The sequence below is a fragment of the Phreatobacter aquaticus genome, assembly GCF_005160265.1.
Classification (GTDB): domain Bacteria; phylum Pseudomonadota; class Alphaproteobacteria; order Rhizobiales; family Phreatobacteraceae; genus Phreatobacter; species Phreatobacter aquaticus.
The window spans coordinates 2,632,139-2,657,308 of sequence record NZ_CP039865.1 but is presented as its reverse complement, the minus strand read 5'-3'; the positions used below and the strand labels follow the sequence as shown (position 1 = coordinate 2,657,308).

Sequence of the window (25,170 nt, the reverse complement as noted above, 5' to 3'; positions counted from 1 at the left end):
GACCCCTTTCTGTTTCTGCGCGATGGCGGCGGATCGGGCTGATGTCGCTGGCTCAGCGCAGCAGCGACAGCGAGAAGGGCTCGCCTTCAAAGGCATCCTGGCCCCGACCGATACGGGCAATCGCTTCGATCATGCGGCCGTCGCGGCGCAGCATGCCGTCGGCAATGGCGACGAGCCGGGCATTGGGCGTCGCGCTGGGGCTGAGGGCGCGGATGTCCGCTGCGATCGCGGCCTCGTCATCGGCGGGATTGATCGCGCAGGCCGTGATGAAGGCAGCAGCCGTGGAGCGGCTGATACCGGCCCAGCAATGGATGACGATCGGGCTCTCGGCGCCATGGGCGCGCCACCAGCCGTCGACGAAGCCGAGCAGCCGTCCGACATGGGCCTCGCCCGGCGCGACATAGCCCTCCACCGGCTCGACGATGTCGTTCATGCCGAGGAACAGGTGGTTATCGGGATCGATCTGCGGCGGCCGCGGCACCGGCGTGCCCTGGTTGATGAGGGTCACCAGATGGCGCGCGCCGGTTGCCTCGACGGTGCTGGCGATGCGCGACAGCGAGCAGACATGGACCTGCACGGTTGAACCCTCCGAACTCTGACGCGAGTGTGCCGCAAGCCGGCGCCGCTTGCGAGGGCTTCACGTATCGAGATCTGCGAAGCGCTCGAGGAACGTCTGTTTGGCCCGATCCGCGGCCAGCGGCACGAGGCGCGGCACCGGGCCGGCAGCGCCGCCGAACAGGCCGTTGGGCGCGCCGAACAGGAGGCCGGCCTCCTCCACGCTGAAGCCGGCAAGCTGGGTTGCCTCCAGAAAGGCCGCGATACGGTCGGCCTTCTTGGCAAGCGCTGTGATTTCGGGAGGCGCGGATGCCGGCAAGCCGAAACGGATGTGGATCGCCGCCATCAGGCGCGCCTCCACGGCCTTGTAATCGCCGCCGATCACCGCCTTGAACGGCGAGATCATGTCGCCGATGACATATTCCGGCGCGTCGTGCAGCAGGACCACGCGGCGCCAGCGGTTGCCGATCCCGGGATCAAGGATCGCTGCAATGTCATCGACCAGGACAGAATGCTGGGCGACCGAATAGATGTGATCGCCGATCGTCTGGCCGTTCCAGCGGGCTGTGCGGGCAAGGCCATGGGCTATGTCCTCGATCTCGACATCGAAGGGCGAGGGATCGAGCAGGTCGAGGCGTCGGCCGGACAGCATGCGCTGCCAGGCGCGCGGCGGCTGGTTCTTGACGGACTTGGCAGGAGGGCGCGGCGGCATGAAGCGGTTTTGGCTGCTTCGGGCGGCGGCGGCAAGACCTCACCCCAGCGCCTTGACCTCTTCATGCCGGAAACAGCCGACGAGATGATCGTTGGTCATGCCGACCGCCTGCATGAAGGCATAGACGATGGTCGGGCCGACGAAGGTGAAGCCGCGCTTCTTGAGATCCTTCGAGATCTTCTGCGCAATCTCTGTCTCGGTCGGCACGGTGGACCGGTCACGATGATTGGGCTGCAGCGGCTTGCCGTCGATATGCCCCCAGAGATAGTCGGAGAAGCCCTCGCCCCTCGCCTGCATGTCGAGATAGACACCGGCCGACTTCACCGTGCCGACGATCTTGGCGCGGTTGCGGATGATGCCGGCATCGTTCATCAGCGCCTCGACCTTGTCGGGGCCATAGGTGACGATGACCTCGGGCCGGAAGCCGTCGAACACCTTGCGGAAGTGCTCGCGCTTGCGGAGGATGGTGATCCAGGAGAGGCCGGCCTGGAAGCCGTCGAGAATGAGCTTCTCAAACAGCGCGCGGTCGTCATATTCCGGCACGCCCCAGTCGGTGTCGTGATAGGCGACATAGAGAGGGTCGTGCCCAGGCCACCAGCAACGCGGCTTTCCGTCTGCATGATCGGTGAGCAGCATGACCTTCTCCTGCCGAATTATTTTACACTTAAAATATTTTTCACGAACGGGGTTGTCGGCGCCAAATCCCCAGCAATAATGCCCCGTCAGTGGCCGCATCCCAAGGCAAAGCCGGGGCGGCACTTGGTGGGAGGTATTCCATGACTCGCGTTCTGAAGACAATCGCCGGAGGGCTGGCTCTGGGGATGGGTCTCGCCCTCGGTTCTGCCCAGGCACAGGAGCCGATCCGCATCGGCGTGATCGAGACGCTGTCCGGTCCCTCGGCCGTGCTCGGCCAGCATGCCCGCGACGGCTTTCTGCTCGCTGTTCGCCAACTCGGCGGCCGCATGGCCGGTCGCGAGGTGCAGGTCACCGTGGTCGATGACGAGCTGAAGCCGGACGTCGCAGTGCAGCGCGTTCAGACCATGCTCGACCGCGACAAGGTCGATTTCGTCGTCGGCCCGATCTTCTCCAACGTGCTGCAGGCGATCCACGCCCCCGTTGTCAATTCGCAGCGCGCCTTCCTGATCTCGGCCAATGCCGGCCCCTCGACCTATGCGGGCCGCGGCTGCCACGAGAACTTCTTCGTCACGTCCTACCAGAACGATCAGGTTCACGAGGTACTCGGCGCCTATGCGCAGAGCCGCAACCTGCGCCGCGTCTTCCTGATGACGCCGAACTACCAGGCAGGCCGCGACGCCATGGCCGGCTTCAAGCGCCACTTCCGCGGCGAGATCGTCGATGAGATCTTCACGCCCCTCGGCCATCTCGATTTCGCGGCAGAGCTTGCCCGCATCGGCTCGTCCAATGCCGATGGCCTGTTCACCTTCATGCCCGGCGGCATGGGCGTGAACCTGGTCCGCCAGTATCGCCAGGCTGGTCTCGTCCAGCGCGTGCCGTTCCTCTCGGCCTTCACGGTGGATGAATCGACGCTGCCGGCCCAGCAGGACGCCGCCATCGGCATGCTCGCCGGCATGACCTGGGCGCCCAATATGGACAACCCGCAGAACCGCAAGTTCGTCGCCGATTTCGAGGCGGCCTTCGGTTATGTGCCCGGCTCCTACGCCATGCAGGCCTATGATGCCGCCATGCTGATCGACAGCGCGGCGCGCGCCACCGGCGGCAACCTGTCGAACCGCGATGCGGTCCGCGCGGCGCTCCGCAAGGCCGACTTCGTGTCGCTGCGCGGCAAGTTCCGCTTCGCCAACAACCATTATCCGATCCAGGACTTCTACACGGTCCGTGCCGCCAAGCGCGCCGACGGAAAGTTCCAGACGGAGATCGTCGACCGGGTGTTCACCGACTACACCGACGTCTACGCCGCCCAGTGCCAGATGCGCTGGTGAGGTGATCGGGGCTCGCCGAGGCGAGCCCCGTCAACACAGCACAGACGTCATCCCCGGCGAGCGAAGCGAGGGAAGGGGATCCAGGGGCCGCGAGATCACGGTCGGCATTCCTGGACCCCCTTCCCTCGCCCTTCGGGCTCGCCGGGGGTGACGGTTCAGCAGGTTCCGTCGGCAGCCCTTTGCCGGATAGAGCGACAGGCCCCCTTATCCCATGTCCTCCACGCTGCTCATCATCCAGACGCTGAACGGCTTGCAGCTGGGCGTGCTGCTGTTCCTGATTGCCGCAGGCCTGACGCTGGTGTTCGGCGTGATGGACTTCATCAATCTCGCCCATGGCGTGCAGTACATGCTGGGCGCCTATCTCGCCGCCATGTTCGTCGCCTGGACCGGGTCCTTCGTCATCGGACTGATCCTGGCGCTCATTTCGGCGCTTGCCTTCGGGTTGCTGCTCGAAATCGTCGTGATGCGCCATCTCTATGATCGCGACCATCTGGAGCAGGTGCTGGCGACCTTCGGTCTGATCCTGTTCCTCAACGAGGCCGTGAAGATCATCTGGGGCGCGGCGCCGCTGCAGGTGCCTGTCCCGGACATGCTGACGGGCTCCATCGTGATTGCCAACGGCGTCCTCTATCCGGTCTGGCGGCTTGCCATCATCGGGGCCGGCCTCGGCGTGGCGCTCGGGCTCTATCTCGTCGTGGCCAAGACCCGTGTCGGCATGCTGATCCGGGCGGGTGCCTCCAATGCACAGATGGTCTCTGCGCTCGGCGTCGACATCCGCAGGCTGTTCATGATCGTCTTCGGTTTCGGGGCAATGCTCGCCGGCTTTGCCGGCTGCATGGCGGCACCCGTGCTCTCGGTCGAGCCTGGCATGGGCGACAATCTCCTGATCCTCGCCTTCGTGGTGATCGTCATTGGCGGCATCGGCTCGATCCGCGGCGCCTTCGTCGGCGCGCTGATCGTCGGCCTGACCGACACGCTGCTCCGTTCCTTCTCGGTCGATCTCTTGCGCCTTGGCGGACTGTCGGCCGGCGATGCCCGCACCATCGGTCCGGCCATCGCCTCCATGTCGATCTATATCCTGATGGCGGCGGTGCTGTTCTTCCGTCCGACCGGCCTGTTCCCGGCGAAGGGCTGACGGATATGGCCGACATCGCCACCAGCGCGCCCGCATCCATCCCCGCCCCCCTCTGGCGGCGCCATGCCATTGCTCTCGTGATCTTTGCGGCGCTGGCCGTCGTGCCGTTCATCTGGCCGGAGCGCTACGTGCTGTCGCTGGTCGGACGAGCCATGGTCTTCGGCATCGCCGCCCTCTCGCTCGACCTGATCCTCGGCTATGGCGCGATGGTGTCCTTCGGCCATGCGGCATTCCTTGGGCTTGGCGGCTACGCGGTCGCGATCCTGTCGGCCCATGGCATCGATGAAGCCGCCATCTCTTTCCCTGTCGCGATGCTGGTGGGGGCGGCCTTCGCACTGGTGACAGGCGCGATCTCGCTCAAGACGCGCGGCGTCTATTTCATCATGATCACGCTGGCCTTCGGGCAGATGGCGTTCTTCACGGCCACATCGCTGTCGGCCTATGGCGGCGATGATGGTCTCAGGATGTTCAGCCGCTCCGACGTGTTCGGCACGCGGCTGTTGCGCAACGAGACCTCATTCTATTTCGTCGTGCTGGGCGTCCTGCTCGGCGTCTATCTGCTGCTGCGCGCCATCGTCGGATCGCGCTTCGGGCGTGTGCTGCGCGGCGCCAAGGAGAACGAGCGCCGGATGCGGGCCCTCGGCTTCGATCCGTTCCGCTATCGGCTGGCTGCCTATGTGATCTCGGGTGCGATCTGTGCGCTGGCCGGCGCGCTGTTCGCCAATCTCACCCTGTTCGTCTCGCCGGCCTATATGAGCTGGCAGCGTTCCGGCGACATGATCGCGATGGTGGTAGCCGGCGGTCTCGGCACCCTCAACGGTGCGATCATCGGCGCCATCGGCGTGCTGCTGATCGAGGAATGGCTGGCCGAACTCACCCAGCACTGGAAGGCACTGTTTGGTCCGCTGGTCGTGCTGGTGGCGATCTTCGCCCGCGGCGGCCTCGTCAAGCTCATTGACCGGGGAGCCGGACGATGACCGCGCCGATCCTGTCGCTCAGAGGCCTCTCCAAGTCCTATGGAGCGCTGAAGGTCACCGATGACGTGACGCTGGACATCGGTGCCTCTGAGCTCCACGCCATCATCGGCCCCAACGGTGCCGGCAAGACCACGCTGATCGGCGAGATCACCGGCGAGGTGCCGCTGGATGTCGGCCAGGTGACCTTCGCCGGCGAGGACATCACCCGCCTGCCGATCCATGCCCGCGCGCTGCGCGGCCTGACGCGCTCGTTCCAGATCACCCAGATCCTGCCGGCCTTCACGGTCCTGGAAAATGTCGCCACCGCCGCGCAGGCGCATGACCGGTCGTCGTTCCGCTTTTTCCGTCAGGTGTCGCGCGACGCAAGGCTCAACGACAAGGCTGTCGCCGCCCTCGACCAGGTGGGTCTCAGGCCCAAGGCCGAGCTTCCCGCGACCAGCCTGTCGCATGGCGAGAAGCGCCAGCTCGAGATCGCGATGGCGCTGGTGTCGGAGCCGAAGCTCCTGCTGCTCGACGAGCCGATGGCCGGCATGGGCCGCGAGGAGACCGAGAGCCTGGTCGCGGTGCTGATGGCGCTGAAAGGTCGCTATCCTATGGTGCTGGTGGAGCACGACATGCACGCGGTGTTCCGCCTCGCCGACCGCATCTCCGTGCTGGTCTATGGCCGGGTCATCGCCTCGGGCACGCCAGATGAGGTGCGGGCCGATCCCGCCGTGCGCGAGGCATATCTCGGCGAGGAGGATTTCGCATGAGCGAGGTCCGCGCCAACGACATCCTCGACGCCGAGAGCCGGCTCGCCCAGCAGCCGCGCGATGCACGCCCCGAGCTCCGCCTCTGGCTGCGCATGCTCACCTGCACGACGATGATCGAACGGGAGATCCGCCGCAGGCTTGCCGATCGCTTCGCCATCACGCTGCCGCGCTTCGACCTCCTGGCCCAGCTCGACAAGTCGCCGGAAGGCCTGACGCTCGGTGACATCTCGCGGCGCATGATGGTGACCAACGGCAATGTAACAGGGCTTGTCGCCCGCATCGCCGAGCAAGGTTTTGTCGAGCGCCGCCGCGACGCCTCCGACGGGCGCGCGCAGCGCATCGTGATGACAGACAAGGGCCGGACGCAATTCTCGGCCATGGCGCGTCAGCACGGCCTCTGGATCACCGAACTGCTGGCCGGTCTCGATCCGACCGAACGAGAGTTGCTGATGGGATTGCTCGGCAAGACCAAGGCGTCGGTCGCCCGCGCCACAACCGAGCGAGCGGAGGCGGCGGAATAATGCTGACCGTTTCAAGCCTCGAGGCCGGTTATGGCGACGTGCAGGTGCTGTTCGGCATCTCGCTCTCGATCGCGCAGGGCGAGGTCGTGACCCTGCTCGGCCGCAACGGCATGGGCAAGACCACCACGATCAAGTCGATCTTCGGGCTGGTGAAGCCCAGCGGCGGCACCATCGCCATGGACGAGGTCGCGCTTGCCGGCAAGCCGCCGTTCCGGGCGGCGCAGGCAGGCCTCGGCCTGGTGCCGGAGGGGCGGCAGATCTTCCCGAACCTGACGGTTGAGGAAAACCTGATCGCAACAGCAGCCGATCGCGACCGCGCGGCCAAGCCCTGGTCGCTGGAGCGGGTCTATGAATTCTTCCCGCGGCTGAAGGAACGGCGGCGCAACATGGGAACCCAGCTTTCCGGCGGCGAGCAGCAGATGCTGGCGATCGGCCGGGCGCTGATGACCAACCCCAAGCTCCTCGTTCTGGACGAGGCTACTGAAGGCCTCGCGCCGGTGATCCGCCAGGAGATCTGGGCCTGTCTAGCCCGCCTCAAGCAGGACGGCCAATCGATCCTGGTGATCGACAAGAATGTCGATGCTCTGGTCAAACTGGCCGACCGGCACCTGATCCTCGAGAAGGGCCGGCTCGTCTGGGAAGGGACCAGCGCGGATTTCCTCGCCAGCCCCGACCTGAAGGACCGCTATCTCCACGTCTGAGCCATTCGCCGGAGTTGCCGTATGACAAGCCCGCTTGCCGCAAAGATTGCCCGCGAATATGGCACGCCGGCCGTCGTCATCGACATGGACCGGGTGGAGGCCAATATCGCCCGCGTGCAGGCGGCCTGTGATGCGGCGGGCGTGGCCAATCGTCCGCATATCAAGACGCACAAGAGCCCGCTGCTCGCCAAGCTGCAGATCGCGGCAGGAGCCAAGGGCATCACCTGCCAGAAGATCGGCGAAGCGGAGGTGATGGCGGAAGCCGGCATCGACGACATTCTGATCTCTTACAATCTCCTGGGCGAGGAGAAGATGAACCGGCTCGGCCGGCTTCTGGAATCAACCGATGTCACGGTCGCCGCCGACAATCCCGTGGTGATTGGCGATCTGCCGAAGGCCGCGGCGCTCGCCGGGCGGCCGCTTGGCGTCGTCATCGAGTGCGATACCGGCCGCAAGCGCGCGGGCGTCGAGACGCCGGCTGAGGCGATCGAGCTTGCCAAGCTGGTGGCGGCCTCCCCCGGCCTCTCGTTCAAGGGCTTCATGCTCTATCCGACCGAGGACGGCTGGCCGGAAGCACAGAAGTTCTTCGACACGGCGCTGGCCGGTGTCAGGCTCGAGGGGCTGGAGCCGACCATCGTCTCCACCGGCGGCTCGCCCAACATGAAGAATGTCGGCCGTCTCGCCGGCGCCACCGAGCATCGCCCCGGCACCTATATCTACAATGACCGGATGCAAGTGGCGGCGGGCGTTGCGACCTTCGACGACTGCGCGCTGCACGTCTATGCGACGGTCGTCAGCCGCGCCGGCGTCGACCGCGGCATTCTCGATTCAGGCTCCAAGACGCTGACCTCCGATCCGGGCGGCGGCATCGACGGCTATGGCTATATTCTGGAGCACCCGGAAGCCCGCATCGCCCGCTTCGCCGAGGAGCACGGATTTCTCGATCTCGCGAAGTGCAACGAGCGCCCGAAGGTTGGCGATGTCGTGCGCATCGTGCCGAACCATGTCTGCGTCGTGGTCAACATGGTGGACGAGGTGGTGATGGTGCGCGGCCAGGAGATCGTCGGTATCCTCCCGGTGGCGGCGCGCGGCAAATTGCGCTGAGATGGGCGCCCGATCGATCCCGCAGGAGGCCTGAATGAGCCCGGAAGACAATCTCGCCAAACTCGGCCTGACGCTGCCACCGACGCCAACGCCGGCCGGCAATTATGTGCCGTTCAAGCGGGACGGCCAGATCGCCTATCTGGCCGGACAGGGTCCGCTCAAGCCGGACGGCTCCCTCCACACCGGCAAGGTCGGCAGCGATGTCACGGTCGAGACGGCCTATGAACACGCCAAGCTGGTAGGCCTGCAGATCCTCGCCTCGGCCAAGGCGGCGGCAGGCGGCGACCTCTCGAAGGTCGAGTTCCTCAAGGTGCTGGGCATGGTCAATGCCGCGCCCGATTTCGGCGACCATCCGCGCGTCATCAACGGCTTTTCCGACCTGATGGTGGCCGTGCTCGGCGACCGCGGCCGCCATGCCCGTTCGGCAGTGGGCATGGGATCGCTGCCGATGGGGATCACTGTGGAAGTGGAAGCGGTGATCCGGATTCACGACTGAGGAAGGGGTGGAAGGCCTCGTTCGATGAACGATGGTCAGCGCGTATGGCCCCTCACCCTTCCCTCTCCCCGCAGGCGGGGAGAGGGTACGCGGCACCCTCCAGCCTCGTTTACGCACCAATTGCTTGGTGACACATTCCAGGCGATGCGGCCGGTCCAAGACGATCGTCGATTGAGGTCAGGTGTTTGAATCCCCTCTCCCCTCCTACGGGGAGAGGGCAAGGGTGAGGGGCTCTCTCCGTCAGAACAGCACCCGCCAATTTCAAGCGGCCTCGCCTACTCCCCGATCACCGCCGTTGCCTCGATCTCGATCTTGGCCGCCTTCTCGACGAGGCGCACCACCTGCACCACAGCCATGGCTGGAAAGTGCCGGCCGAAGACCTCGCGATAGGCCGCGCCGAGCGGCCGGAGGTTCGCCTGGTACTCCTCGATGTCGGTCACGTACCAGGTGAGCCGCACGATATGGCCGGGGGTCGCGCCACCGGCGGCGAGAATGGCCGCGATATTCTCGAAGCACTGGCGCGCCTGGCCGGCAAAGTCGACGGGAAACTGGCCCGCCACATCCCACCCGACCACACCGCCCGTGACCACGATGCGACCGGTGGCCGACATGCCATTGGCATAGCCGCGCGGCTCGGGCCAGCCGGGCGGATTCAGGGTGACGGGGCGACCGCCCTCCGCTGTTGGCGAAGGCGAAACGATAGGGTCCTTGGACATGGTGCTACTCCGCGGCCTTGGCGGCCGTGTTCTTGTCGTCGGCTGATGCCGCTTCGGCTGATGCCGCTTCGGCCTTGGCGATCTCGCGCAGTGTGAAGCGCTGCAGCTTGCCGGTTTCGGTGCGCGGCAGCTTGTCCACGAAGCTGATGGCACGCGGATACTTGTAGGGCGCGATCTCGGCCTTCACATAGACCTGCAGCTCCACCGCCATGGCGGGAACAGCCGGGAAATCGGGCTTCAGCACGACATAGGCCTGGACGATCATGCCGCGCTCGGGATCGGGCTTGCCGACGACGCCGGCTTCCGCCACCGCCGGATGGGCCAAGAGCGCAGCCTCGACCTCAGGTCCGGCGATGTTGTAGCCGGCCGAGACGATCATGTCGTCGTTGCGGGCCTGATACCAGAAATAGCCGTCGGCATCGGCCATGTAGGTATCGCCGGTAATGTTCCAGCCGGCGAGGACATATTTGGCCTGCCGGTCATCGGCGAGATAGCGGCAGCCGGTCGGTCCACGGACCGCGAGGCGGCCGGGCGTGCCGGGTGGCAGATCCTCACCATGATCGCCGATCACCTTGGCCTGATAGCCAGGCACCGGCTTGCCCGTGGCGCCCGGGCGGATCTCGCCCTCGGGGGCCGAAATGAAGATGTGCAGCATCTCGGTTGCGCCGATGCCGTCCATCAGCTCCAGGCCGGTCGCCGCCTTCCAGGCATCAAACGTCGCCTTCGGCAGGGCCTCGCCGGCCGAGACGCATTTGCGCAAGGAACGCCAATTGTGCTCCGACAGCGCCGGGATCATCGCGCGATAGGCGGTCGGCGCGGTGAAACAGATGGTCGGCTTGAATTCGGCAATCGCCGGCAAGAGATCGCCCGGCGAGGCCTTTTCCAGCAGGACCGTCGAGGCGCCGACCCGGAACGGGAACAGCACGAGGCCGCCAAGACCGAAGGTGAAGGCCAGCGGCGGCGAGCCGATGAAGCGGTCCGTCGCCTGCGGCTTCAGAACATTGCCGGAATAGGCATCGCAGATCGCCAACAGATCGCGGTGGAAATGCATGGTGCATTTCGGCTTGCCGGTGGTGCCGGAAGTGAAACCGAACAGGCAGACATCGTCGCGGACGGTATCGACTGGAGCGAACTCAGGGGACACAGCGGCTGCGAGCGAGGACAGTTCGGCAAAACCGACAATGCGCTTGAGGAAGGCCGAGGAGGCGCCGGTCTTGGCCAGTTCGTCCATCAGCCGGTCGTCGCAGAGCGCCAGTCCGATCTCGGCCTTGTCGACGATCTCGGTCAGTTCCTTGGCGCGCAAGAGCGGCATGGTGGCAACCACGATGCCGCCGGCCTTGATGACGGCGAGATAGGCCGCGACCATGGTGGGATTGTTGGGCGCGCGCAGCAGAACGCGATTGCCCGGCACAAGGCCCAGCTCTCTGGTCAGCACATTGGCGATGCGGTTCACCTCGGCCGCGAGATCGGCATAGGTCCAGGTGAGCCCGCCCGGCGCCAGAATGGCGACGCTGCCGCCCCGGCCTTCCCGCAGGTGGCGATCGATGAATTCGGTGACGCAGTTCAGCCGGTCGGGATAGCGCAGCTCCGGCCGGTCGAAGAGGAATTGCGGCTGCATCTCGATCGGCGGCAGGCCGCGGGCAGCGAAGGTATCGACATGGGCCGAGGGGATTGCCATGGCGTGCTCCTAGATCTCTCCACCGGCGACAGGCAGGGCCAGGCCGGTGACGGCGGCTGCCGCGTCCGACACCAGCCAAAGCACGGCCGATGCCACCTCCTCGGGCTTGATCAGCCGCCCGATGGGCATGGACTTGGTCAGATCGGCGAGGGCCGCCTCGGCGGTCCGTCCGGTCTTCGCAACGATGGTGTCGATGGAGCCGGCGACGAGGTCGGTCTCGGTGAAGCCGGGGCAGACGCAATTGATGGTCACGCCGGAGGTCGCGACCTCCCTGGCGAGCGCCCGCGTCAGGCCGACGACCCCGTGCTTGGCGGCACAATAGGCCGAGACATAGGGGTAGCCGGTGAGGCCTGCGGTCGAGGCGATGGAGACGATGCGGCCTTGGCCGCGCGCCAACATGCCGGGCAAGGCCAGGCGAATGCCATCGAAGACGGAAGTGAGGTTCAGCGCGATCATCCGGTCGAACAGCGCCCGGTCCATTTTTCGGATCGGCGCGGTCTCGGCGTGGCCGGCATTGTTGACGAGGATATCGAGCGGGCCTGCAGCCTCAACAGCACGGATGGCTGCTTCCAGCGCCAAGGCGTCGGTGACGTCGGCGACGATCGCGTGGGCTGCAGCGCCGGAACTCACGGCCTTGTCGAGCGAGGCTGCGGTTCGGCCCAGCACGGTCACTTCAACGCCGGCCTGTGTCAGCGCCCGCGCAACGGCGAGACCGATGCCGCGGCCGCCACCGGTGACCAGCGCGCGACGTCCCGACAATGCGGGCGAAGGGGAGCTTGCAGCGACCATCACGGCCTCCTCGCAAATTAGTTTAGGCTTCAAATATTCCGGAGCAAGAGGCTTGGCCCGCTTGCCGGAATTTATTTTAGGCTTAAACTAATTTCCGCTGCGGCTGACGACACGTTCGGCCCGGCAAGCCACGGAGTGACCCATGCGCATCGCGGTGATCGGCGGCGGACCGGCCGGCCTCTACTTCGCCATCCTGATGAAGAAGTGGCGCCGCGAGGCGGAGATCACGGTGTTCGAGCGCAACCGCCCGGACGACACGTTCGGTTTCGGCGTGGTGTTCTCCGATGCGACGCTCGACATTTTCGAGCGCTATGACGCCGAGAGCTACCGGGCGATCACCGAGAACTTCGCCTACTGGGACGATATCGAGATCCACTTCAAGGACAGCGTCCACCGCATCGGCGGCAACGGCTTCTGCGGCTGTTCGCGCCAGACCCTGCTGGTTCTGTTGCAGGATCGCGCCCGCGAACTGGGCATCGAGATGCGCTTTCAGACCGAGGTCGATGTCACGCCGGACTTCTGCGCAGGCTATGACCTTGTGGTTGGCGCCGACGGCATCAATTCGCGCATCCGCGAGGCCGACCGCGACCATTTCCTGCCCGAGGTCGACCTTCGCCCCAACCGGTTCACCTGGCTCGGCTCGACCAAGCCGCTCGATGCCTTCACCTTCTTCTTCCGCGAGACCGAGTTCGGCAAGTTCATCGCGCATACCTATCAATATGCGCCGGGCCGCTCGACCTGGGTGATCGAAACCGATCCGGAGACCTTCGCGCGGGCTGGTCTCGACCGCATGGACGAGGATGCATCCGCGCGGTTTCTCGAGGGCGTGTTCGCCGAGGAACTCGCGGGCCACCCGCTCATCACCAACCGCTCGCTCTGGCGGCAATTCCCGATGATCCGCACGCGTCGCTGGTGCAAGGGCAATGTGGTGCTGATGGGGGACGCCAAGGCCACCGCCCATTTCTCCATCGGGTCTGGCACCAAGCTCGCGATGGAGGATGCGATCGCGCTGTTCGACGCCTTCCGCGCCCACGGCACGGTCGCCCCCGCGCTTGCGGCCTACGAGACCGACCGGCGCGATGAGGTGGAGCGCACCCAGCATGCCGCCGACGTGTCGCTCGTATGGTTCGAACATCTCGACCGCTTCTGGGACATGGATCCGCGCCAGTTCGCCTTCGGCCTGATGACCCGCTCCAAGGCCATCACCTACGACAATCTGCGTCTGCGCGCGCCGGACTTCGTGGCGACAGCTGACAGGATGTTCGCCGAAGGCGTGGCCGGTGCCGATACCGCGCGGCCCAGGCCTCCGCTGTTCCAGCCGCTTCAGCTGCGCGGCATGACCCTTGAGAACCGCGGCGTCGTCTCGCCCATGTGCATGTATTCCGCCGAGGACGGCCTGCCGAACGACTGGCATTTGGTCCATTACGGGGCGCGGGCCGTCGGCGGCGCGGGCCTCGTCTATACCGAGATGGTCTGCGTGGCGCCGGACGCCCGGATCACACCCGGTTGCGCCGGCCTCTGGTCGGACGCGCAGGAAGCCGCCTGGACGCGGATTGTCGCCTTTGCACACGCCCATTCGAAGGCCAAGATCTGCCTGCAGCTCGGCCATGCCGGCCGCAAGGGGGCAACCAAGCTGATGTGGGAGGGCATGGACCGCCCGCTCAAGGATGGCGCCTGGCCGGTCGTATCGGCATCCCCCATCCCCTATTATCCGGAGAGTCAGGTCCCGGCAGAGCTCGACCGTGCCGGCATGGATCGCATCGTGGCCGAATTCGTCGCGGCAACGGAGCGCGGCGCGCGCGCCGGCTTCGACATGCTGGAAATGCACGCAGCCCACGGATACCTGCTGGCGAGTTTCCTCTCGCCACTGACCAACACGCGCAGCGATGAATTCGGCGGTTCGCTCGACAACCGCCTGCGGTTCCCCCTGCGGGTGTTCACGGCGATGCGCACGGCCTGGCCAAAGGAGAAGCCCATGGCGGTGCGCATTTCAGCGACCGACTGGGCCGAGGGTGGCATTTCCGAAGCGGACTCGATCGCAATCGCACGCGCCTTCGCGGAAGCCGGCGTCGATCTTGTCGATGTCTCGACCGGCCAGACCTCGCCGAAGAGCCGGCCGACCTATGGCCGCATGTTCCAGACCTCGTACTCGGATGCGATCCGCAACGAGGCCGATGTGAAGACGATGTGCGTCGGCAACATCACATCAGCCGACCAGATGAACACGATCCTCGCCGCCGGCCGCGCCGATCTGGTGGCGCTCGGGCGGCCGCATCTCGCTGATCCGTCCTTCATGCTGAAGGCCGCCGCCTGGTATGGAGTCGATGCTTATCAGCCGCCGCAATATCAGCCTGGCAAGGACCAGGCGATGCGCAATGCGGTGAAGGAGCGCAGTGACTTCGAGACGCTGAAGATCGCCGCCAAGCCGAAGCGCCACGCGCGCGGCTCGTTCGACGACGTCAAGGCGGCGGAATAGGCCTACCGGCTCGCGGCCGATAGTCCGCCGTCCACCGCGATCTCGGCGGCGGTGACATAGCGCGCTTCGTCCGAGACCAGGAACAGCACGGCCTGTGCGACGTCCCAGGCGTCGCCCATCTTGCCGGTCGGCACCTGCGCATTGCGAGAGGCGATCAGCGCCTCGACATCGCCGCCAGCAACGGTCTTCGCCAGGCGGTGCTCGACGAGCGGCGTGTGCATCAGGCCGGGAATGACGGTGTTGCAGCGGATGTTCTTCTTGGCATAGGTCACCGCGATCGAGCGCGAGAAGCCGAGAATGCCAAGCTTGGTCGTGGTGTAGGCGACATGCGGGCGGTCGGGCAGGATGCGCACGCCAGCGATCGACGAGAGGTTGACGATCGCACCACCGCCCTGGGCTTCCATCACGGGGATGATGTATTTCGCCGCCAGGAACGCGGTCTTGAGGTTGAGGTCGAGCTGGGCGTCCCAGACCTCTTCCGACATCGTGACCGGATCGCCGGGCGCCGAGCCGCCAACATTGTTGATCAGGATGTCGATCCGCCCGAAGCGGGCGAGACAATCGCGCACGGCCGTCTCGACCTCTGCGGCCTGGGTCATGTTGACCTCGCGCGCGAAAGCCTTGCCGCCCGCGGCTTCGATCAGGCGCTTGGTCTCGTCGGCAGCGGCCTGCCCGATATCGGTGCCATAGATGGTCGCCCCCTGTCGGGCGAGCAGGACGGCAGTGGCCTTGCCGTTGCCCCAGCCCTCGCCAACCGAGCCCATGCCGGAGATGAAGGCGACCTTGCCGGTCAGATCATGCATGGCGTTCATCCCGTTGAGTTTTTTTGAAGTGAATATCCTGGTCGGTCAGACCAGAACGGCGTGCGCCTTCATGCCGGCCGTGCCGAAGACACGGCGGTAGCGCTCGATCTCGTCGGCGGGGCCGGTCGCTTTGACCGGATTGTCGGAGAGCTTGACCGCCGGGCGGCCATTGGCCTCGATCACCTTGCAGACGACCGAAATCGGCGCGAGCGCATCCGGGTCGCCACGCGGAACACAGCCCTTGAAATCATTGGTGAGATTGGTGCCCCAGCCATAGCCTATGCGCACGCGGTCCTTGAAATGGCGCGCGCTTTGCTCGATGGAATCGATGTCCATGCCATCGGAGAGGATAACCAGCTTCTTGCGGGGATCGCGGCCCTTGGCCTGCCACCAGGCGATCAGTTCCTCAGTTCCCTCGATCGGCTCCTTGGAATCGGGGCGGGCACCCGTCCAGTCCGCTACCCAATCCGGCGCATGGGCCAGAAAATGTGCCGTGCCGAAACAATCCGGCAGGATGATCCGCATGTTCTGGTCGTAGATGCGCGCCCAGTCCTCCAACACCTTGTAGGGCGAGGCCAAGAGGTCCGCGTCGTTCTTCGCCAGCGCCGCATAGACCATGGGCAGTTCGTGGGCGTTGGTGCCGATGGCCTCGAGGCCAAGGTCCATGGCGAGCTTCATGTTGGACGTGCCGGTGAACACGTCCGGCCCCAGCGCATCGGCCATGGCCTCCATGATCCAGTGCTGCCAGAGGAAGCCGTGGCGACGACGGGTCCCGAAATCCGAGATCTTCAGCGAACCGACCTCGTCCTTCAGCTTGCGCAGCCGCTTGATCTTCTCCCAGGCCTTGGCCTTGGCATTGGCATAGAGGATGTCGAGTTCGAGCTTCGACAGCGTGCGCATTATGGCGCGGGCGCGCAGCTCGTTGACGATGGCGAGCGACTGCACCTCCCACATGGTGGTGTGGGCCCAGTTGCCTGCAAAGGTCAGCTCATACTGGCCATCGCGCTTGGTCAGCTCGTAGTCGGGAAGCCGGAAATCCTTGAGGAAGGCCAGATAGTCGGGCCCGAAAATGCGCTCGCGGCCATAGAACGTGTTGCCGGCGAGCCAGATGAGTTCGCGCTGGCTGAAGCGCAGGTCGCGCGCATGGTCGAGCTGCTCGCGCAGTTCGCCCTCGTCGATCGCATCGGCAAGCCTCACGGATTTCGTCCGGTTGGTCAGCGCGAAGGTAGCTGTCACATCGGGATGGAACCGGCGGATCAGCTGTTGCATCGAGAATTTGTAATAGTCGGAATCGAGCAGCGACCGGATGATCGGGTCGAGCTTCCACGTGTGATTGTAGACGCGGGTGGCAATGTCGACCATGGCGGTCCTGAAGGCGCTTCGTCCGGGGGCGGGACCATAGCAAGGGGGTCGGCACCCTGAACACTCGCCCGAGGGGCTGATTATCGCAAGGCTCGCCTGCGTGGCCGGTCAGAAGCCGTGGGCGCGGGCACCGACGCGGCGGGCAAACCATTCCGACAGCACTAGCGCCGCCAGCGCCACGACGACCGCCACCAGGGTCAGCCTGAGAGCCGCGGCGTCGCCATCCGGTGACTGGGTGAAGGTGTAGATGGCCGCCGAAATGGTCTGCGTCTCGCCGGGAATGTTGGACACGAAGGTGATGGTCGCGCCGAATTCGCCCAGTGCCTTGGCGAAGCACAGCACCATGCCGGCGACGATGCCGGGCAGTGCCAGCGGCAGCGTGACGGTGGCGAAGACCCAGAGCGGACGAGCGCCAAGAGTGGCGGCCGCCTGTTCGAGCTTCACATCGCTCGCCTCGATCGACAGGCGGATCGCGCGCACCAGCAACGGGAAGCCCATGATGGCGCAGGCGAGCGCCGCCCCGGTCCACCGGAAGGCGAAAACGATACCGAATTGCTCAGCGAGAAAGCTGCCAATCGGCCCCCGCCGGCCCATCAGCAGGAGCAGCGCGTAGCCGGTGACCACAGGCGGCAGAACCAGCGGAAGATGGACCAGTCCATCGACCAGCGCCTTGCCGGGAAACGAGCGCCTGGCCAGCAGCCAGGCGATGGCGATGCCCGGCGGAAGCGCCCAGAGCGTTGCCCAGAAGCCGATGCGCAGCGACAGGAGGATGGCCGTCCATTCCTCAGGCGTCAGGGCCATCATCTGTCAGCATTCCGCCTGTCGCAATCGTTGTATGCGACCAGCTATAGCGCAGATCCACCGGTTTGAGGAAGGTCCTTGCGCGAACGGCATGCCAAACGATGGATTTTCGCCCTTTCGCAGGCGCAGCAAATGGGGCTACCGTTCGGGGACAACGGAGCCGCCCCCATGCTGATCCCCTTCTCCCGCCGCCTTGCCCTTCTGGCCGCCTTGCTGGTCGGATCGAGCCTCCAGGCACTGCCGGCGCTGGCCCAGGCCTGGCCGTCCAAGCCGATCACCGTGGTGCTCGGCTTTGCTCCCGGTTCCGGCGTCGACGTGGTGATGCGCCTTTTGCAGGAGCCGCTGGAACGCGAACTTGGCGCCACCTTCGTGCTCGACTACAAGCAGGGCGCCGCCGGCAATGTCGCCTCCGAATTCGTCGCCCGCGCCCGGCCGGACGGCTACACGCTGGCGCTCGCGACCGCGGCCACACATGGCGTCAATGCCGCGCTCTATCCGCGGCTGCCCTTCGACGTGGAAGCCGATTTCACACCGATCGTACCGATGGTCGATGTGTCGAACGTGTTGACCATCAACCCGCAGGTGATCGACGCCAGTTCGATCGCCGATTTCATCGCCAAGGTGAAGGCCAGCCCCGGCAAGTACAACTACGCCTCCACCGGCAATGGCACCGGCACCCATCTCGCCTTCGCCCAGTTCAACCAGATGGCCGGGCTCGACATGATCCACGTGCCCTATCGCGGCGGCCCGGCCGCGATCCAGGCCGTGGTGACCGGCGAGGTCTGCTGCATCTTCAATCAGGTCCAGACCGTGCTCGGCCAGGTGCGCGCCGGCCGGGTCCGCCTGCTCGGCGTCAGCACACTGACCCGCGTGCCGGCCGTGCCGGATGTGCCAACCATCGACGAGGCGGGCCTCAAGACGTTCGAGAGCTATATCTGGTTTGGCCTGATGGGGCCGAAGGGGCTCGATCCCGCTATTGCCGAGCGGATCAACGCGGCGATGAAGAAGGTGCTGGCCGAGCCGGTCATCCAGCAGCGCCTGGCTGACATGGGCAACACGCCGCGCTGGGAATCGGTCGCGCAGTTCCGCCAGACCATTCATGCCGACCGCCTGAAATGGCGAGAGGTTGTGCGCGCCTCGGGTGCGACAGTCGATTGACCCCGCACGATGTCGCCCCCCTCCCCTGAGCCTGCCGCCGCCCTGCCGCTTTGGAAGCGCGCCGACCTCTGGGCCGGCGCAATGTTCATCGCCTGGGGCCTGTTCGCGCTGGCTGCGGGATACGACCTGCCACTTGGACGAGCCGGACGCCTTGGCGCGGGCTATGCGCCACGCCTGCTCGCTTTTGTCCTGATCGGCATCGGCGTGCTGCTGGCGGTCCGCTCGCCGTTCACCCATGACGAAGCAGAACTGACGATTGCCTGGCGGCCGCTGGTCGTCATCGTGGGCTCGGTCCTGGCCTTTGCGGCCCTGCTCAACTCGGCCGGGCTGATCGTCGCGGTCGTCGCAAGCGTCGGGCTGGCGAGCTTCGCCTCGCCCGACAATGGCTGGCGCTCAGCTGTCGTGCTCGGCCTGTCCCTCGCCTTCTTCTCCTGGGCGCTGTTCGTCAAGGGACTGGGCCTGCCGATCCCTGTCTGGATGCCGTGATGGCGGACGCCGCATGACCGAGATGATCGCCAACCTCGCCTTCGGCTTCGGCATCGCGCTGTCGGGGCAGAACCTGCTGTTCTGCTTCCTCGGCGCATTGCTCGGCACGCTGGTCGGCGTCCTGCCGGGCCTCGGCCCGGTGGCGACCATCGCCATGCTGCTGCCGATCACCTTCACCCTGCCGCCGATAGCCGCGCTGATCATGCTGGCCGGGCTCTACTATGGCGCGCAATATGGCGGCTCGACCACCGCGATCCTGGTCAACATTCCCGGCGAAAGCTCCTCCGTCGTCACCTGTATCGACGGCCACCAGATGGCCCGCAAGGGCCGGGCGGGCGCCGCCCTCACCATCGCTGCGCTCGGCTCGTTCTTCGCCGGTTGCGTCGGCACGCTGGTGATTGCCGCCTTTTCCGGGCCGCTTGTGAAGGTAGCGGAGACCTTCCGCTCACCGGACTATTTCGCGCTGATGGTGTTCGGCCTGGTGGCAGCGGTCGTGCTGGCGCAGGGGTCGGTGGTGCGCGCCATCGCCATGGTGGCGCTCGGCCTGTTTCTCGGCCTGGTCGGGACCGATGGCGGTACCGGCCAGACGCGCTACACATTCGACATTGCGGCCTTGTCCGACGGCATTGGCTTCGTGCCGGTCGCCATGGGCCTGTTCGGCATCGCCGAAATCGTCCGCAATCTGGAAAAGCATGCCGGGCGCGGCGACCGTCAGCCGCTGACCAGCTTCTGGCCGACCCGAGAGGAAACGCGTTCGGCCATTCCCGCCGTGCTGCGTGGCACGGGGCTCGGCGCGATCCTCGGTGTTTTGCCCGGCGGCGGCGCGCTGGTCGCGGCCTTCGCCTCCTATGTGCTGGAAAAGAAGATCGCGAAGGACCCCAGCCGCTTCGGTCAGGGTGCGGTCGAAGGGGTGGCGGGACCGGAAAGCGCCAACAATGCCGGCGCGCAGACCTCGTTCATTCCGCTGCTGGCCCTTGGCATCCCGCCCAATGCGGTGATGGCGCTGATGCTCGGCGCCATGACCATTCACGGCATCGTGCCGGGACCGAAGGTCATGGTGGAACGGCCGGACCTTTTCTGGGGCATGATTGCCTCGATGTTCATCGGCAACCTGATGCTGGTGATCATCAATCTGCCGCTGGTGCGCATCTGGGTGCTGCTGCTCTCCATCCCCTATCGCTGGCTCTACGCGATCATCCTCGTGTTCTGCTGCATCGGCGTCTATTCGGTGAACTCGTCGGCGACCGACATCGTGATCATGGCGGTGTTCGGGGTGATCGGTTACCTGCTGCCCAAGATCGGCTGCGAGGCCGCACCGCTCATCCTCGGCTTCATCCTGGCACCCATGCTGGAGGACAATTTCCGCCGCTCGCTGGTGCTGTCGCGTGGCGATTGGATCATCTTCCTCGAGCGTCCGATCAGCGCCGGTTTGCTCGCCACCAGCGTTCTTCTGGTGCTGGTCATGGTCCTGCCGTCGATCCGCAAGACACGCGAAGTGGCTTTCCAGGACGACTAGGACCTCGTGGTCGGCGAGTGGCCTTCTTCAATTGTCCGCCGGCTGTCCTGAACCTTCCCGCTCGATCGTGAGACACATGTCCCGGCAACCAGGATTTTGGTTCGCCACTCAAGCAAGGGACCTGTCATGGCCATCAATCTGGGCGCGATCTTTGCTGATGACGACTTGACTGTTCACCTTGGACTTCTGTCCGAGATCGAGCCGCCCTACGATGGGGACAAGCCGCTGCTTTCCACAATCGATGGCGAGACCGATGTCATCATCGTCGCGAGGACCGGCTCTGGCGGACAGTTCATCAGGACGGCGTCTCAGCCAAGACTTTTCTATTGTTCATCGGAGGGGCAGGCCGGGCTGCTCGCCGACGACCTCGACGGGCTGATGACGCTGATCGTGCGGTGTCCCGAATGGCAGTCCGTCCTGAAATATTCGGGCGGCGGGCGTCTCGACGAGATGCGCCGCGCCGCCGCCATTCTCGATGAGCATTGGAGTGTCGATGACGAGGCGGTCTCGGCACGCGATCAGTTGAGCACGCATCTCGGTCTGGACGTGCAGCGCGATATCATCGCCGATCTTCACAGGGCCATTTCGACGACCGTCGAGATCCGCGACCTCTGGGGGCAGGCGTGCCTCCCACTGGCCGGCACCTATACGATCGACGACAACCCGATGGTGTGATGGAGGCCGGGCCGCTAGGCCGGCCCCGCAGCCGCGGCCCGGTCACGCTCGAAACCCTGCCCGGGGATGGAGGCGAGCAGCGCCTGGGTATAGGCATGCTGCGGATTGCCGAAGACCTCGCCGATGGGGCCTGCCTCCACCACCTCGCCATTCTTCATCACGGCCACAAGGTCGCAGACCTGGGCTGCGACCCTCAGGTCATGGGTGATGAACACGATGGAGAGACCGAGACGGGCGCGCAGATCGGCCAGGAGCCGCAGCACCTGCGCCTGCACCGAGACATCAAGGGCAGAGACCGCTTCGTCGGCCACCAGCACTTCCGGCTCAAGCGCGAGCGCACGAGCCAGACCGATGCGCTGGCGCTGGCCGCCGGAGAATTCATGGGGGTAGCGGTCGATCGATGCGGGATCGAGGCCGACCAGCTTGAACAGGTCCTTGGCGCGGGTCAGCGCCTCGGCTGGCGGCGTGCCGTGGACAATGGGGCCCTGCGCCACCAGTTCACCGACCTTGCGGCGCGGATTGAGCGAGCCGAACGGATCCTGGAACACCATCTGGATATGCCGCGTCTCCTCGCGCATTTCGGCGCGGGTGAGTTTCAGGAGATCGGTGTCACCGAGCCGGATGACGCCTGTCTCCGGATCGATCAGCCGGACGATGCAACGGGCGAGCGTCGACTTGCCCGAACCGCTCTCCCCGACAATGCCGAGTGTGCCGCCCTTGGGCAGCGTCAGCGACACATCCTTCACCGCATGGGTGACGCGGGCGCCGCGCCCGAGGAACCCGCCATTGCGATAGGTCTTCGAGACATGCTCGATCGACAGGATCGCTTCGTCCGAGAAGACGCGCGGCGCGGGAGCTGCCAGCGGCGGCACGGCCGCGATCAATTGGCGGGTATAGGCATGCTGCGGATTGTTCAGCACCGCCTTGGCGGTGCCCTCCTCCACGACGCGGCCATGCTGCATCACCGCCACGCGGTCGGCGATCTCGGCGACCACGCCGAAATCGTGGGTGATGAAGAGCACAGCCGTGCCCTTGCGCTTCTGCAGATCCTTGATGAGGGCGAGGATCTGCGCCTGGGTGGTGACATCCAAGGCCGTGGTCGGCTCGTCGGCGATCAGCACGCGGGGGTCGAGGGCGAGCGCCATGGCGATCATGGCGCGCTGACGCTGCCCACCCGAGAGTTCGTGGGGATAGGCCTTGGCCGCCGTCTTCGGCTCGGGGATGCGCACCTCTTCCAGCAGCGACTGGACCCTGGCCGCGATCTCGGACCGCGAGAGATCCGAATGAATCTGGAACATCTCGCCGATCTGGTCGCCGATGGTGCGCAGCGGATTGAGCGCGGTCATCGGCTCCTGGAAGATCATGGCGATGCCGGCGCCGCGGACGCGCCGCATCTCGGCCTCGTCGGCCTGGGCGAGATCACGGCCCTCGAACAGGATGCGGCCGCCGTCGATGGCGACACCGCTGGGCAGGAGCCGCATGATCGCATTGGCGGTCATCGACTTGCCGGAGCCGCTCTCGCCGACCACGCAGAGGATTTCGTTGGCGGCAATGGCCAGCGACACGTCCTGCATGGCATGCGAACGGTCGGCACCCTTGGGCAGGCTGACGCTCAGGCGGTCGAGGGTCAGCACGGCATCGGTGGACATGGGGGGCATGGCAGTCATCGGCTCTTGAGCCTCGGGTTCAAGGCATCGTTGAGCCCTTGGCCCACCAGCGAGACGGCGAGCACAGTGAACAGGATGGCAAGGCCCGGAATGGCCGAGACGTACCACTGGACGCGCAGGACATCGCGGCCGAGGCCGATCAGGTTGCCCCAGGAGGCGACATTGGGATCGGAGAGCCTGAGGAAAGCCAGCGCGCTTTCCAGCAGGATGGCCACCGCCATCACGACACTCGCATAGACGATGACCGGCGGCAGGGCGTTCGGCAGGATCTCGCGGAAGATGATCTGCACGTCCTTCATTCCGAGGGTGCGGCAAGCCTGGACGAATTCGCGCGAGCGCAGCGACAGGAACTCGGCGCGCGTCAGCCGCGCCGGTGCGGTCCAGGAGACGACCCCGATGGCGATGGTCACCGTTGTCATGTTGGAGCCGAAGACCGCCACCAGCACCAGCAGGAGCAGGAAGTTCGGCAGGGTCTGGAACGCCTCGGTGATCCGCATCAGCACGGTGTCGACCGTGCCGCCGTAGAAGCCCGCGACGGCGCCGATGACGATGCCGATGAAAATGGCGATGACGGTGGCCACCACGCCGATCAGCAGCGAAATGCGCGCGCCATGGAACAATTGTGCCGCGATGTCGCGGCCGGAATTGTCGGTGCCGAGCAGGAAACGCGGATTGTCGCCCGGCCAGACCAGCGGCCGGCCGGCGAGCGCCAGCGGATCGCGCGGATAGAGCCAGCCGGCACTGGCCGCCATGAACAGAACGACGATCAGCAGAATGAGGCCGATGACGGCCGGCGGGCTCTTGAAATAGCGCTTGAGGACGTCCACCGCTCAGGCTCCCGTCGAGATGCGCGGGTCGAGCCGGGCATAGATGAGGTCGACCAGGAAGTTGACCGAGATGACCAGCAGCGCCGAGACGAAGACGATGCCGAGCAACGTGTTCAGGTCGCGCTGGACCACCGATTCATAGGCGAGTCGGCCAAGCCCCGGCAGCGAGAACACGCTCTCCACCACCACGGAACCGCCGAGCATCGTGCCGGCCTGCAGGCCGATCAGTGTGACCATGGGCAGCAGCGCGTTGCGCAGCACGTGGCGCACCACGACACGCGTCTCGTCGAGGCCCTTTGCGCGCGCGGTACGGACAAAATCGAGGTTGAGGACCTCAAGCATCGAGCCGCGCATGATGCGCAGATAGATCGCCAGATAGAACAGGCCGAGCGTCAACGTCGGCAGCACGAGGTGCCGAGCGATGTCGAGCGTGCGGCGCAGCCCTGTGTAGGTGTTCGTGATGTCTTCGAAGCCGCCAGGCGGCAACCATTGCAGATAGACCGAGAAGACCACGATCGCCATCAGGCCGAACCAGAAGGTGGGCGTGGCGTAGAACACCAGTCCGAGCGTGGAAACCAGCGTGTCCGGCCAGCGGTTGACGCCGCGCGCCGCGATGACGCCGAAGATTAGCCCGAAGAAGAAGGCAAAGGACAGCGATGCCGTCATCAGGAGGATGGTCGCGGGCAGCCGCTCGGCAATGACCAGGGCCACCGGCTTGCCGTAGATGGCGGAAAAGCCGAGATCGAAGCGCACGAGACGCCATAGGTAATTGCCCAACTGGGCCGGCACCGAGAGGTCTAGCCCGTAGAAGCGGCGGAGTTCGCGGGCGGTCGCGGCATCGCCGCCCCCCATCTGCGCCATCATCGCGTCGACCGTGTCGCCCGGCGCGAATTGCAGCAGCAGAAACACCCCGATCAGGATCAGGAACAGGGTGGGGATCGAGGCGGCGAGCCGCCGCCCCGCAAGGGTCAGGATGCGCATCTGTTCACACGGGTCCGCAGGACAAGGGCCGAGACGGGGGGGAGGCCCCCCGGCTCATTCTGCCAACCAAAGATCGTGCCAGGACGCCGAGCCCCAGCGCGGCGAGTTGGAATGGTTGCGCGCCTTGGCTGTGATCGTGGTGACGAAGATCTGCTCGATCGGCATCCACAGCGGCAGGGCAGCGTTCGCCTTGGTGACGAACTCGGCATAGAGCGCCTTGCGCGAATTGCAGCAGCAGAAACACCCCGATCAGGATCAGGAACAGGGTGGGGATCGAGGCGGCGAGCCGCCGCCCCGCAAGGGTCAGGATGCGCATCTGTT

The 25,170-nt window shown here is 65.7% G+C and carries 25 protein-coding genes and 2 pseudogenes; 13 read left to right on the top strand and 14 right to left on the bottom strand.

What is annotated here, in order from left to right; all coding sequences use genetic code 11:
- Window positions 1-52: 52 nt before the first annotated feature.
- From E8L99_RS12440 to E8L99_RS12430, 3 genes are read right to left on the bottom strand one after another with little or no spacing between them, the layout of a single operon-like run.
- Window positions 53-577 carry a tyrosine phosphatase family protein gene (locus E8L99_RS12440; RefSeq protein WP_137099836.1) on the bottom strand — a complete coding sequence of 175 codons (525 nt, stop codon included), beginning with the start codon at window positions 575-577 and terminating at the stop codon, window positions 53-55.
- A 60-nt stretch (window positions 578-637) separates the two neighbouring features.
- The gene (locus E8L99_RS12435) at window positions 638-1,267 is read right to left on the bottom strand and encodes an HD domain-containing protein (protein ID WP_137099835.1); all 630 of its coding nucleotides are present in this window, start codon (window positions 1,265-1,267) and stop codon (window positions 638-640) included.
- A gap of 39 nt (window positions 1,268-1,306) precedes the next feature.
- On the bottom strand, window positions 1,307-1,903 hold the full coding sequence (locus tag E8L99_RS12430) for a DNA-3-methyladenine glycosylase I (protein WP_137099834.1): 597 nt from the start codon (window positions 1,901-1,903) through the stop codon (window positions 1,307-1,309).
- 140 nt (window positions 1,904-2,043) lie between these two features.
- On the opposite strand from E8L99_RS12430, the gene E8L99_RS12425 reads away from it, so the two are divergent.
- From E8L99_RS12425 to E8L99_RS12390, 8 genes are all read left to right on the top strand, one after another.
- Complete coding sequence (locus E8L99_RS12425) at window positions 2,044-3,228, top strand: ABC transporter substrate-binding protein (RefSeq protein ID WP_137099833.1); 1,185 nt, start codon at window positions 2,044-2,046, stop codon at window positions 3,226-3,228.
- A 211-nt stretch (window positions 3,229-3,439) separates the two neighbouring features.
- Complete coding sequence (locus E8L99_RS12420; RefSeq protein WP_137099832.1) at window positions 3,440-4,363, top strand: branched-chain amino acid ABC transporter permease; 924 nt, start codon at window positions 3,440-3,442, stop codon at window positions 4,361-4,363.
- A gap of 5 nt (window positions 4,364-4,368) precedes the next feature.
- Window positions 4,369-5,340 carry a branched-chain amino acid ABC transporter permease gene (locus E8L99_RS12415; protein ID WP_137099831.1) on the top strand — a complete coding sequence of 324 codons (972 nt, stop codon included), beginning with the start codon at window positions 4,369-4,371 and terminating at the stop codon, window positions 5,338-5,340.
- Complete coding sequence (locus E8L99_RS12410) at window positions 5,337-6,092, top strand: ABC transporter ATP-binding protein (RefSeq protein ID WP_137099830.1); 756 nt, start codon at window positions 5,337-5,339, stop codon at window positions 6,090-6,092. The genes E8L99_RS12415 and E8L99_RS12410 overlap by 4 nt, the downstream gene beginning before the upstream one ends.
- Window positions 6,089-6,613 carry a MarR family winged helix-turn-helix transcriptional regulator gene (locus E8L99_RS12405; RefSeq protein ID WP_137099829.1) on the top strand — a complete coding sequence of 175 codons (525 nt, stop codon included), beginning with the start codon at window positions 6,089-6,091 and terminating at the stop codon, window positions 6,611-6,613. The genes E8L99_RS12410 and E8L99_RS12405 overlap by 4 nt, the downstream gene beginning before the upstream one ends.
- Window positions 6,613-7,314, top strand: coding sequence for an ABC transporter ATP-binding protein (locus E8L99_RS12400; protein WP_137099828.1), 702 nt, complete (start codon window positions 6,613-6,615; stop codon window positions 7,312-7,314). The genes E8L99_RS12405 and E8L99_RS12400 overlap by 1 nt, the downstream gene beginning before the upstream one ends.
- Window positions 7,315-7,335: 21 nt before the next feature.
- On the top strand, window positions 7,336-8,418 hold the full coding sequence (locus tag E8L99_RS12395; RefSeq protein ID WP_137099827.1) for an alanine racemase: 1,083 nt from the start codon (window positions 7,336-7,338) through the stop codon (window positions 8,416-8,418).
- Between the two features lie 34 nt (window positions 8,419-8,452).
- A complete protein-coding gene (locus tag E8L99_RS12390) occupies window positions 8,453-8,914 on the top strand; it encodes a RidA family protein (RefSeq protein ID WP_137099826.1) in 462 nt (153 codons plus the stop codon).
- A 275-nt stretch (window positions 8,915-9,189) separates the two neighbouring features.
- On the opposite strand, the gene E8L99_RS12385 is transcribed toward E8L99_RS12390, so the two are convergent.
- The 3 genes from E8L99_RS12385 to E8L99_RS12375 are packed head-to-tail and all read right to left on the bottom strand — an operon-like array spanning window position 9,190 to window position 12,097.
- Window positions 9,190-9,630, bottom strand: a complete 441-nt coding sequence (locus tag E8L99_RS12385; protein ID WP_137099825.1) for a RidA family protein — start codon at window positions 9,628-9,630, stop codon at window positions 9,190-9,192.
- Window positions 9,631-9,634: 4 nt separating this feature from the next.
- The gene (locus E8L99_RS12380) at window positions 9,635-11,308 is read right to left on the bottom strand and encodes an AMP-binding protein (RefSeq protein WP_137099824.1); all 1,674 of its coding nucleotides are present in this window, start codon (window positions 11,306-11,308) and stop codon (window positions 9,635-9,637) included.
- Window positions 11,309-11,317: 9 nt separating this feature from the next.
- Entirely contained in the window at window positions 11,318-12,097 is a 780-nt protein-coding gene (locus E8L99_RS12375; protein ID WP_137099823.1) for an SDR family NAD(P)-dependent oxidoreductase, read from the bottom strand.
- Between the two features lie 142 nt (window positions 12,098-12,239).
- Between E8L99_RS12375 and E8L99_RS12370 the strand changes: the two genes are divergently transcribed.
- Entirely contained in the window at window positions 12,240-14,573 is a 2,334-nt protein-coding gene (locus E8L99_RS12370) for a bifunctional salicylyl-CoA 5-hydroxylase/oxidoreductase (RefSeq protein WP_137099822.1), read from the top strand.
- A gap of 2 nt (window positions 14,574-14,575) precedes the next feature.
- Here the strand turns inward: E8L99_RS12370 and E8L99_RS12365 are convergent, their stop codons facing one another.
- From E8L99_RS12365 to modB, 3 genes are all read right to left on the bottom strand, one after another.
- Entirely contained in the window at window positions 14,576-15,376 is an 801-nt protein-coding gene (locus E8L99_RS12365; RefSeq protein WP_137099821.1) for an SDR family NAD(P)-dependent oxidoreductase, read from the bottom strand.
- Window positions 15,377-15,421: 45 nt separating this feature from the next.
- The gene (gene pncB / locus E8L99_RS12360; RefSeq protein ID WP_137099820.1) at window positions 15,422-16,738 is read right to left on the bottom strand and encodes a nicotinate phosphoribosyltransferase; all 1,317 of its coding nucleotides are present in this window, start codon (window positions 16,736-16,738) and stop codon (window positions 15,422-15,424) included.
- A gap of 108 nt (window positions 16,739-16,846) precedes the next feature.
- A complete protein-coding gene (gene modB / locus E8L99_RS12355) occupies window positions 16,847-17,542 on the bottom strand; it encodes a molybdate ABC transporter permease subunit (protein ID WP_137099819.1) in 696 nt (231 codons plus the stop codon).
- 165 nt (window positions 17,543-17,707) lie between these two features.
- Here modB and E8L99_RS12350 point away from each other — a divergent pair, with 165 nt between their 5' ends.
- The 4 genes from E8L99_RS12350 (at window position 17,708) to E8L99_RS12335 (ending at window position 21,374) form a co-directional block, all read left to right on the top strand.
- Complete coding sequence (locus tag E8L99_RS12350; RefSeq protein ID WP_137099818.1) at window positions 17,708-18,697, top strand: Bug family tripartite tricarboxylate transporter substrate binding protein; 990 nt, start codon at window positions 17,708-17,710, stop codon at window positions 18,695-18,697.
- Window positions 18,698-18,706: 9 nt separating this feature from the next.
- Window positions 18,707-19,183, top strand: coding sequence for a tripartite tricarboxylate transporter TctB family protein (locus E8L99_RS12345; protein WP_137099817.1), 477 nt, complete (start codon window positions 18,707-18,709; stop codon window positions 19,181-19,183).
- Window positions 19,184-19,196: 13 nt separating this feature from the next.
- Complete coding sequence (locus E8L99_RS12340) at window positions 19,197-20,699, top strand: tripartite tricarboxylate transporter permease (protein ID WP_137099816.1); 1,503 nt, start codon at window positions 19,197-19,199, stop codon at window positions 20,697-20,699.
- A 126-nt stretch (window positions 20,700-20,825) separates the two neighbouring features.
- A complete protein-coding gene (locus E8L99_RS12335) occupies window positions 20,826-21,374 on the top strand; it encodes a hypothetical protein (RefSeq protein ID WP_137099815.1) in 549 nt (182 codons plus the stop codon).
- Between the two features lie 14 nt (window positions 21,375-21,388).
- On the opposite strand, the gene E8L99_RS12330 is transcribed toward E8L99_RS12335, so the two are convergent.
- The 5 genes and pseudogenes from E8L99_RS12330 to E8L99_RS24180 form a co-directional block, all read right to left on the bottom strand.
- Window positions 21,389-23,023 (bottom strand): ABC transporter ATP-binding protein, encoded by a 1,635-nt coding sequence (locus tag E8L99_RS12330; RefSeq protein WP_137102096.1) that lies wholly within the window; start codon window positions 23,021-23,023, stop codon window positions 21,389-21,391.
- 14 nt (window positions 23,024-23,037) lie between these two features.
- Complete coding sequence (locus E8L99_RS12325; protein ID WP_137099814.1) at window positions 23,038-23,868, bottom strand: ABC transporter permease; 831 nt, start codon at window positions 23,866-23,868, stop codon at window positions 23,038-23,040.
- A gap of 3 nt (window positions 23,869-23,871) precedes the next feature.
- Entirely contained in the window at window positions 23,872-24,849 is a 978-nt protein-coding gene (locus tag E8L99_RS12320) for an ABC transporter permease (protein ID WP_137099813.1), read from the bottom strand.
- A gap of 54 nt (window positions 24,850-24,903) precedes the next feature.
- Window positions 24,904-25,071 (bottom strand): annotated as a pseudogene (locus E8L99_RS24185) (ABC transporter substrate-binding protein); the annotation flags it as partial.
- A pseudogene (locus E8L99_RS24180) lies at window positions 25,064-25,165 on the bottom strand (ABC transporter permease); the annotation flags it as partial. The pseudogenes E8L99_RS24185 and E8L99_RS24180, both read right to left, overlap by 8 nt.
- Between the last annotated feature and the right edge of the window lie 5 nt (window positions 25,166-25,170).

Coding starts and splice junctions, on each gene's coding strand:
- E8L99_RS12435 (WP_137099835.1), bottom strand. CDS start 1,267: ATGCCGCCGCGCCCTCCTGCCAAGTCCGTCAAGAACCAGCCGCCGCGC.
- E8L99_RS12430 (WP_137099834.1), bottom strand. CDS start 1,903: ATGCTGCTCACCGATCATGCAGACGGAAAGCCGCGTTGCTGGTGGCCT.
- E8L99_RS12425 (WP_137099833.1), top strand. CDS start 2,044: ATGACTCGCGTTCTGAAGACAATCGCCGGAGGGCTGGCTCTGGGGATG.
- E8L99_RS12420 (WP_137099832.1), top strand. CDS start 3,440: ATGTCCTCCACGCTGCTCATCATCCAGACGCTGAACGGCTTGCAGCTG.
- E8L99_RS12415 (WP_137099831.1), top strand. CDS start 4,369: ATGGCCGACATCGCCACCAGCGCGCCCGCATCCATCCCCGCCCCCCTC.
- E8L99_RS12410 (WP_137099830.1), top strand. CDS start 5,337: ATGACCGCGCCGATCCTGTCGCTCAGAGGCCTCTCCAAGTCCTATGGA.
- E8L99_RS12405 (WP_137099829.1), top strand. CDS start 6,089: ATGAGCGAGGTCCGCGCCAACGACATCCTCGACGCCGAGAGCCGGCTC.
- E8L99_RS12400 (WP_137099828.1), top strand. CDS start 6,613: ATGCTGACCGTTTCAAGCCTCGAGGCCGGTTATGGCGACGTGCAGGTG.
- E8L99_RS12395 (WP_137099827.1), top strand. CDS start 7,336: ATGACAAGCCCGCTTGCCGCAAAGATTGCCCGCGAATATGGCACGCCG.
- E8L99_RS12390 (WP_137099826.1), top strand. CDS start 8,453: ATGAGCCCGGAAGACAATCTCGCCAAACTCGGCCTGACGCTGCCACCG.
- E8L99_RS12385 (WP_137099825.1), bottom strand. CDS start 9,630: ATGTCCAAGGACCCTATCGTTTCGCCTTCGCCAACAGCGGAGGGCGGT.
- E8L99_RS12380 (WP_137099824.1), bottom strand. CDS start 11,308: ATGGCAATCCCCTCGGCCCATGTCGATACCTTCGCTGCCCGCGGCCTG.
- E8L99_RS12375 (WP_137099823.1), bottom strand. CDS start 12,097: ATGGTCGCTGCAAGCTCCCCTTCGCCCGCATTGTCGGGACGTCGCGCG.
- E8L99_RS12370 (WP_137099822.1), top strand. CDS start 12,240: ATGCGCATCGCGGTGATCGGCGGCGGACCGGCCGGCCTCTACTTCGCC.
- E8L99_RS12365 (WP_137099821.1), bottom strand. CDS start 15,376: ATGCATGATCTGACCGGCAAGGTCGCCTTCATCTCCGGCATGGGCTCG.
- pncB (WP_137099820.1), bottom strand. CDS start 16,738: ATGGTCGACATTGCCACCCGCGTCTACAATCACACGTGGAAGCTCGAC.
- modB (WP_137099819.1), bottom strand. CDS start 17,542: ATGATGGCCCTGACGCCTGAGGAATGGACGGCCATCCTCCTGTCGCTG.
- E8L99_RS12350 (WP_137099818.1), top strand. CDS start 17,708: ATGCTGATCCCCTTCTCCCGCCGCCTTGCCCTTCTGGCCGCCTTGCTG.
- E8L99_RS12345 (WP_137099817.1), top strand. CDS start 18,707: ATGTCGCCCCCCTCCCCTGAGCCTGCCGCCGCCCTGCCGCTTTGGAAG.
- E8L99_RS12340 (WP_137099816.1), top strand. CDS start 19,197: ATGACCGAGATGATCGCCAACCTCGCCTTCGGCTTCGGCATCGCGCTG.
- E8L99_RS12335 (WP_137099815.1), top strand. CDS start 20,826: ATGGCCATCAATCTGGGCGCGATCTTTGCTGATGACGACTTGACTGTT.
- E8L99_RS12330 (WP_137102096.1), bottom strand. CDS start 23,023: ATGTCCACCGATGCCGTGCTGACCCTCGACCGCCTGAGCGTCAGCCTG.
- E8L99_RS12320 (WP_137099813.1), bottom strand. CDS start 24,849: ATGCGCATCCTGACCCTTGCGGGGCGGCGGCTCGCCGCCTCGATCCCC.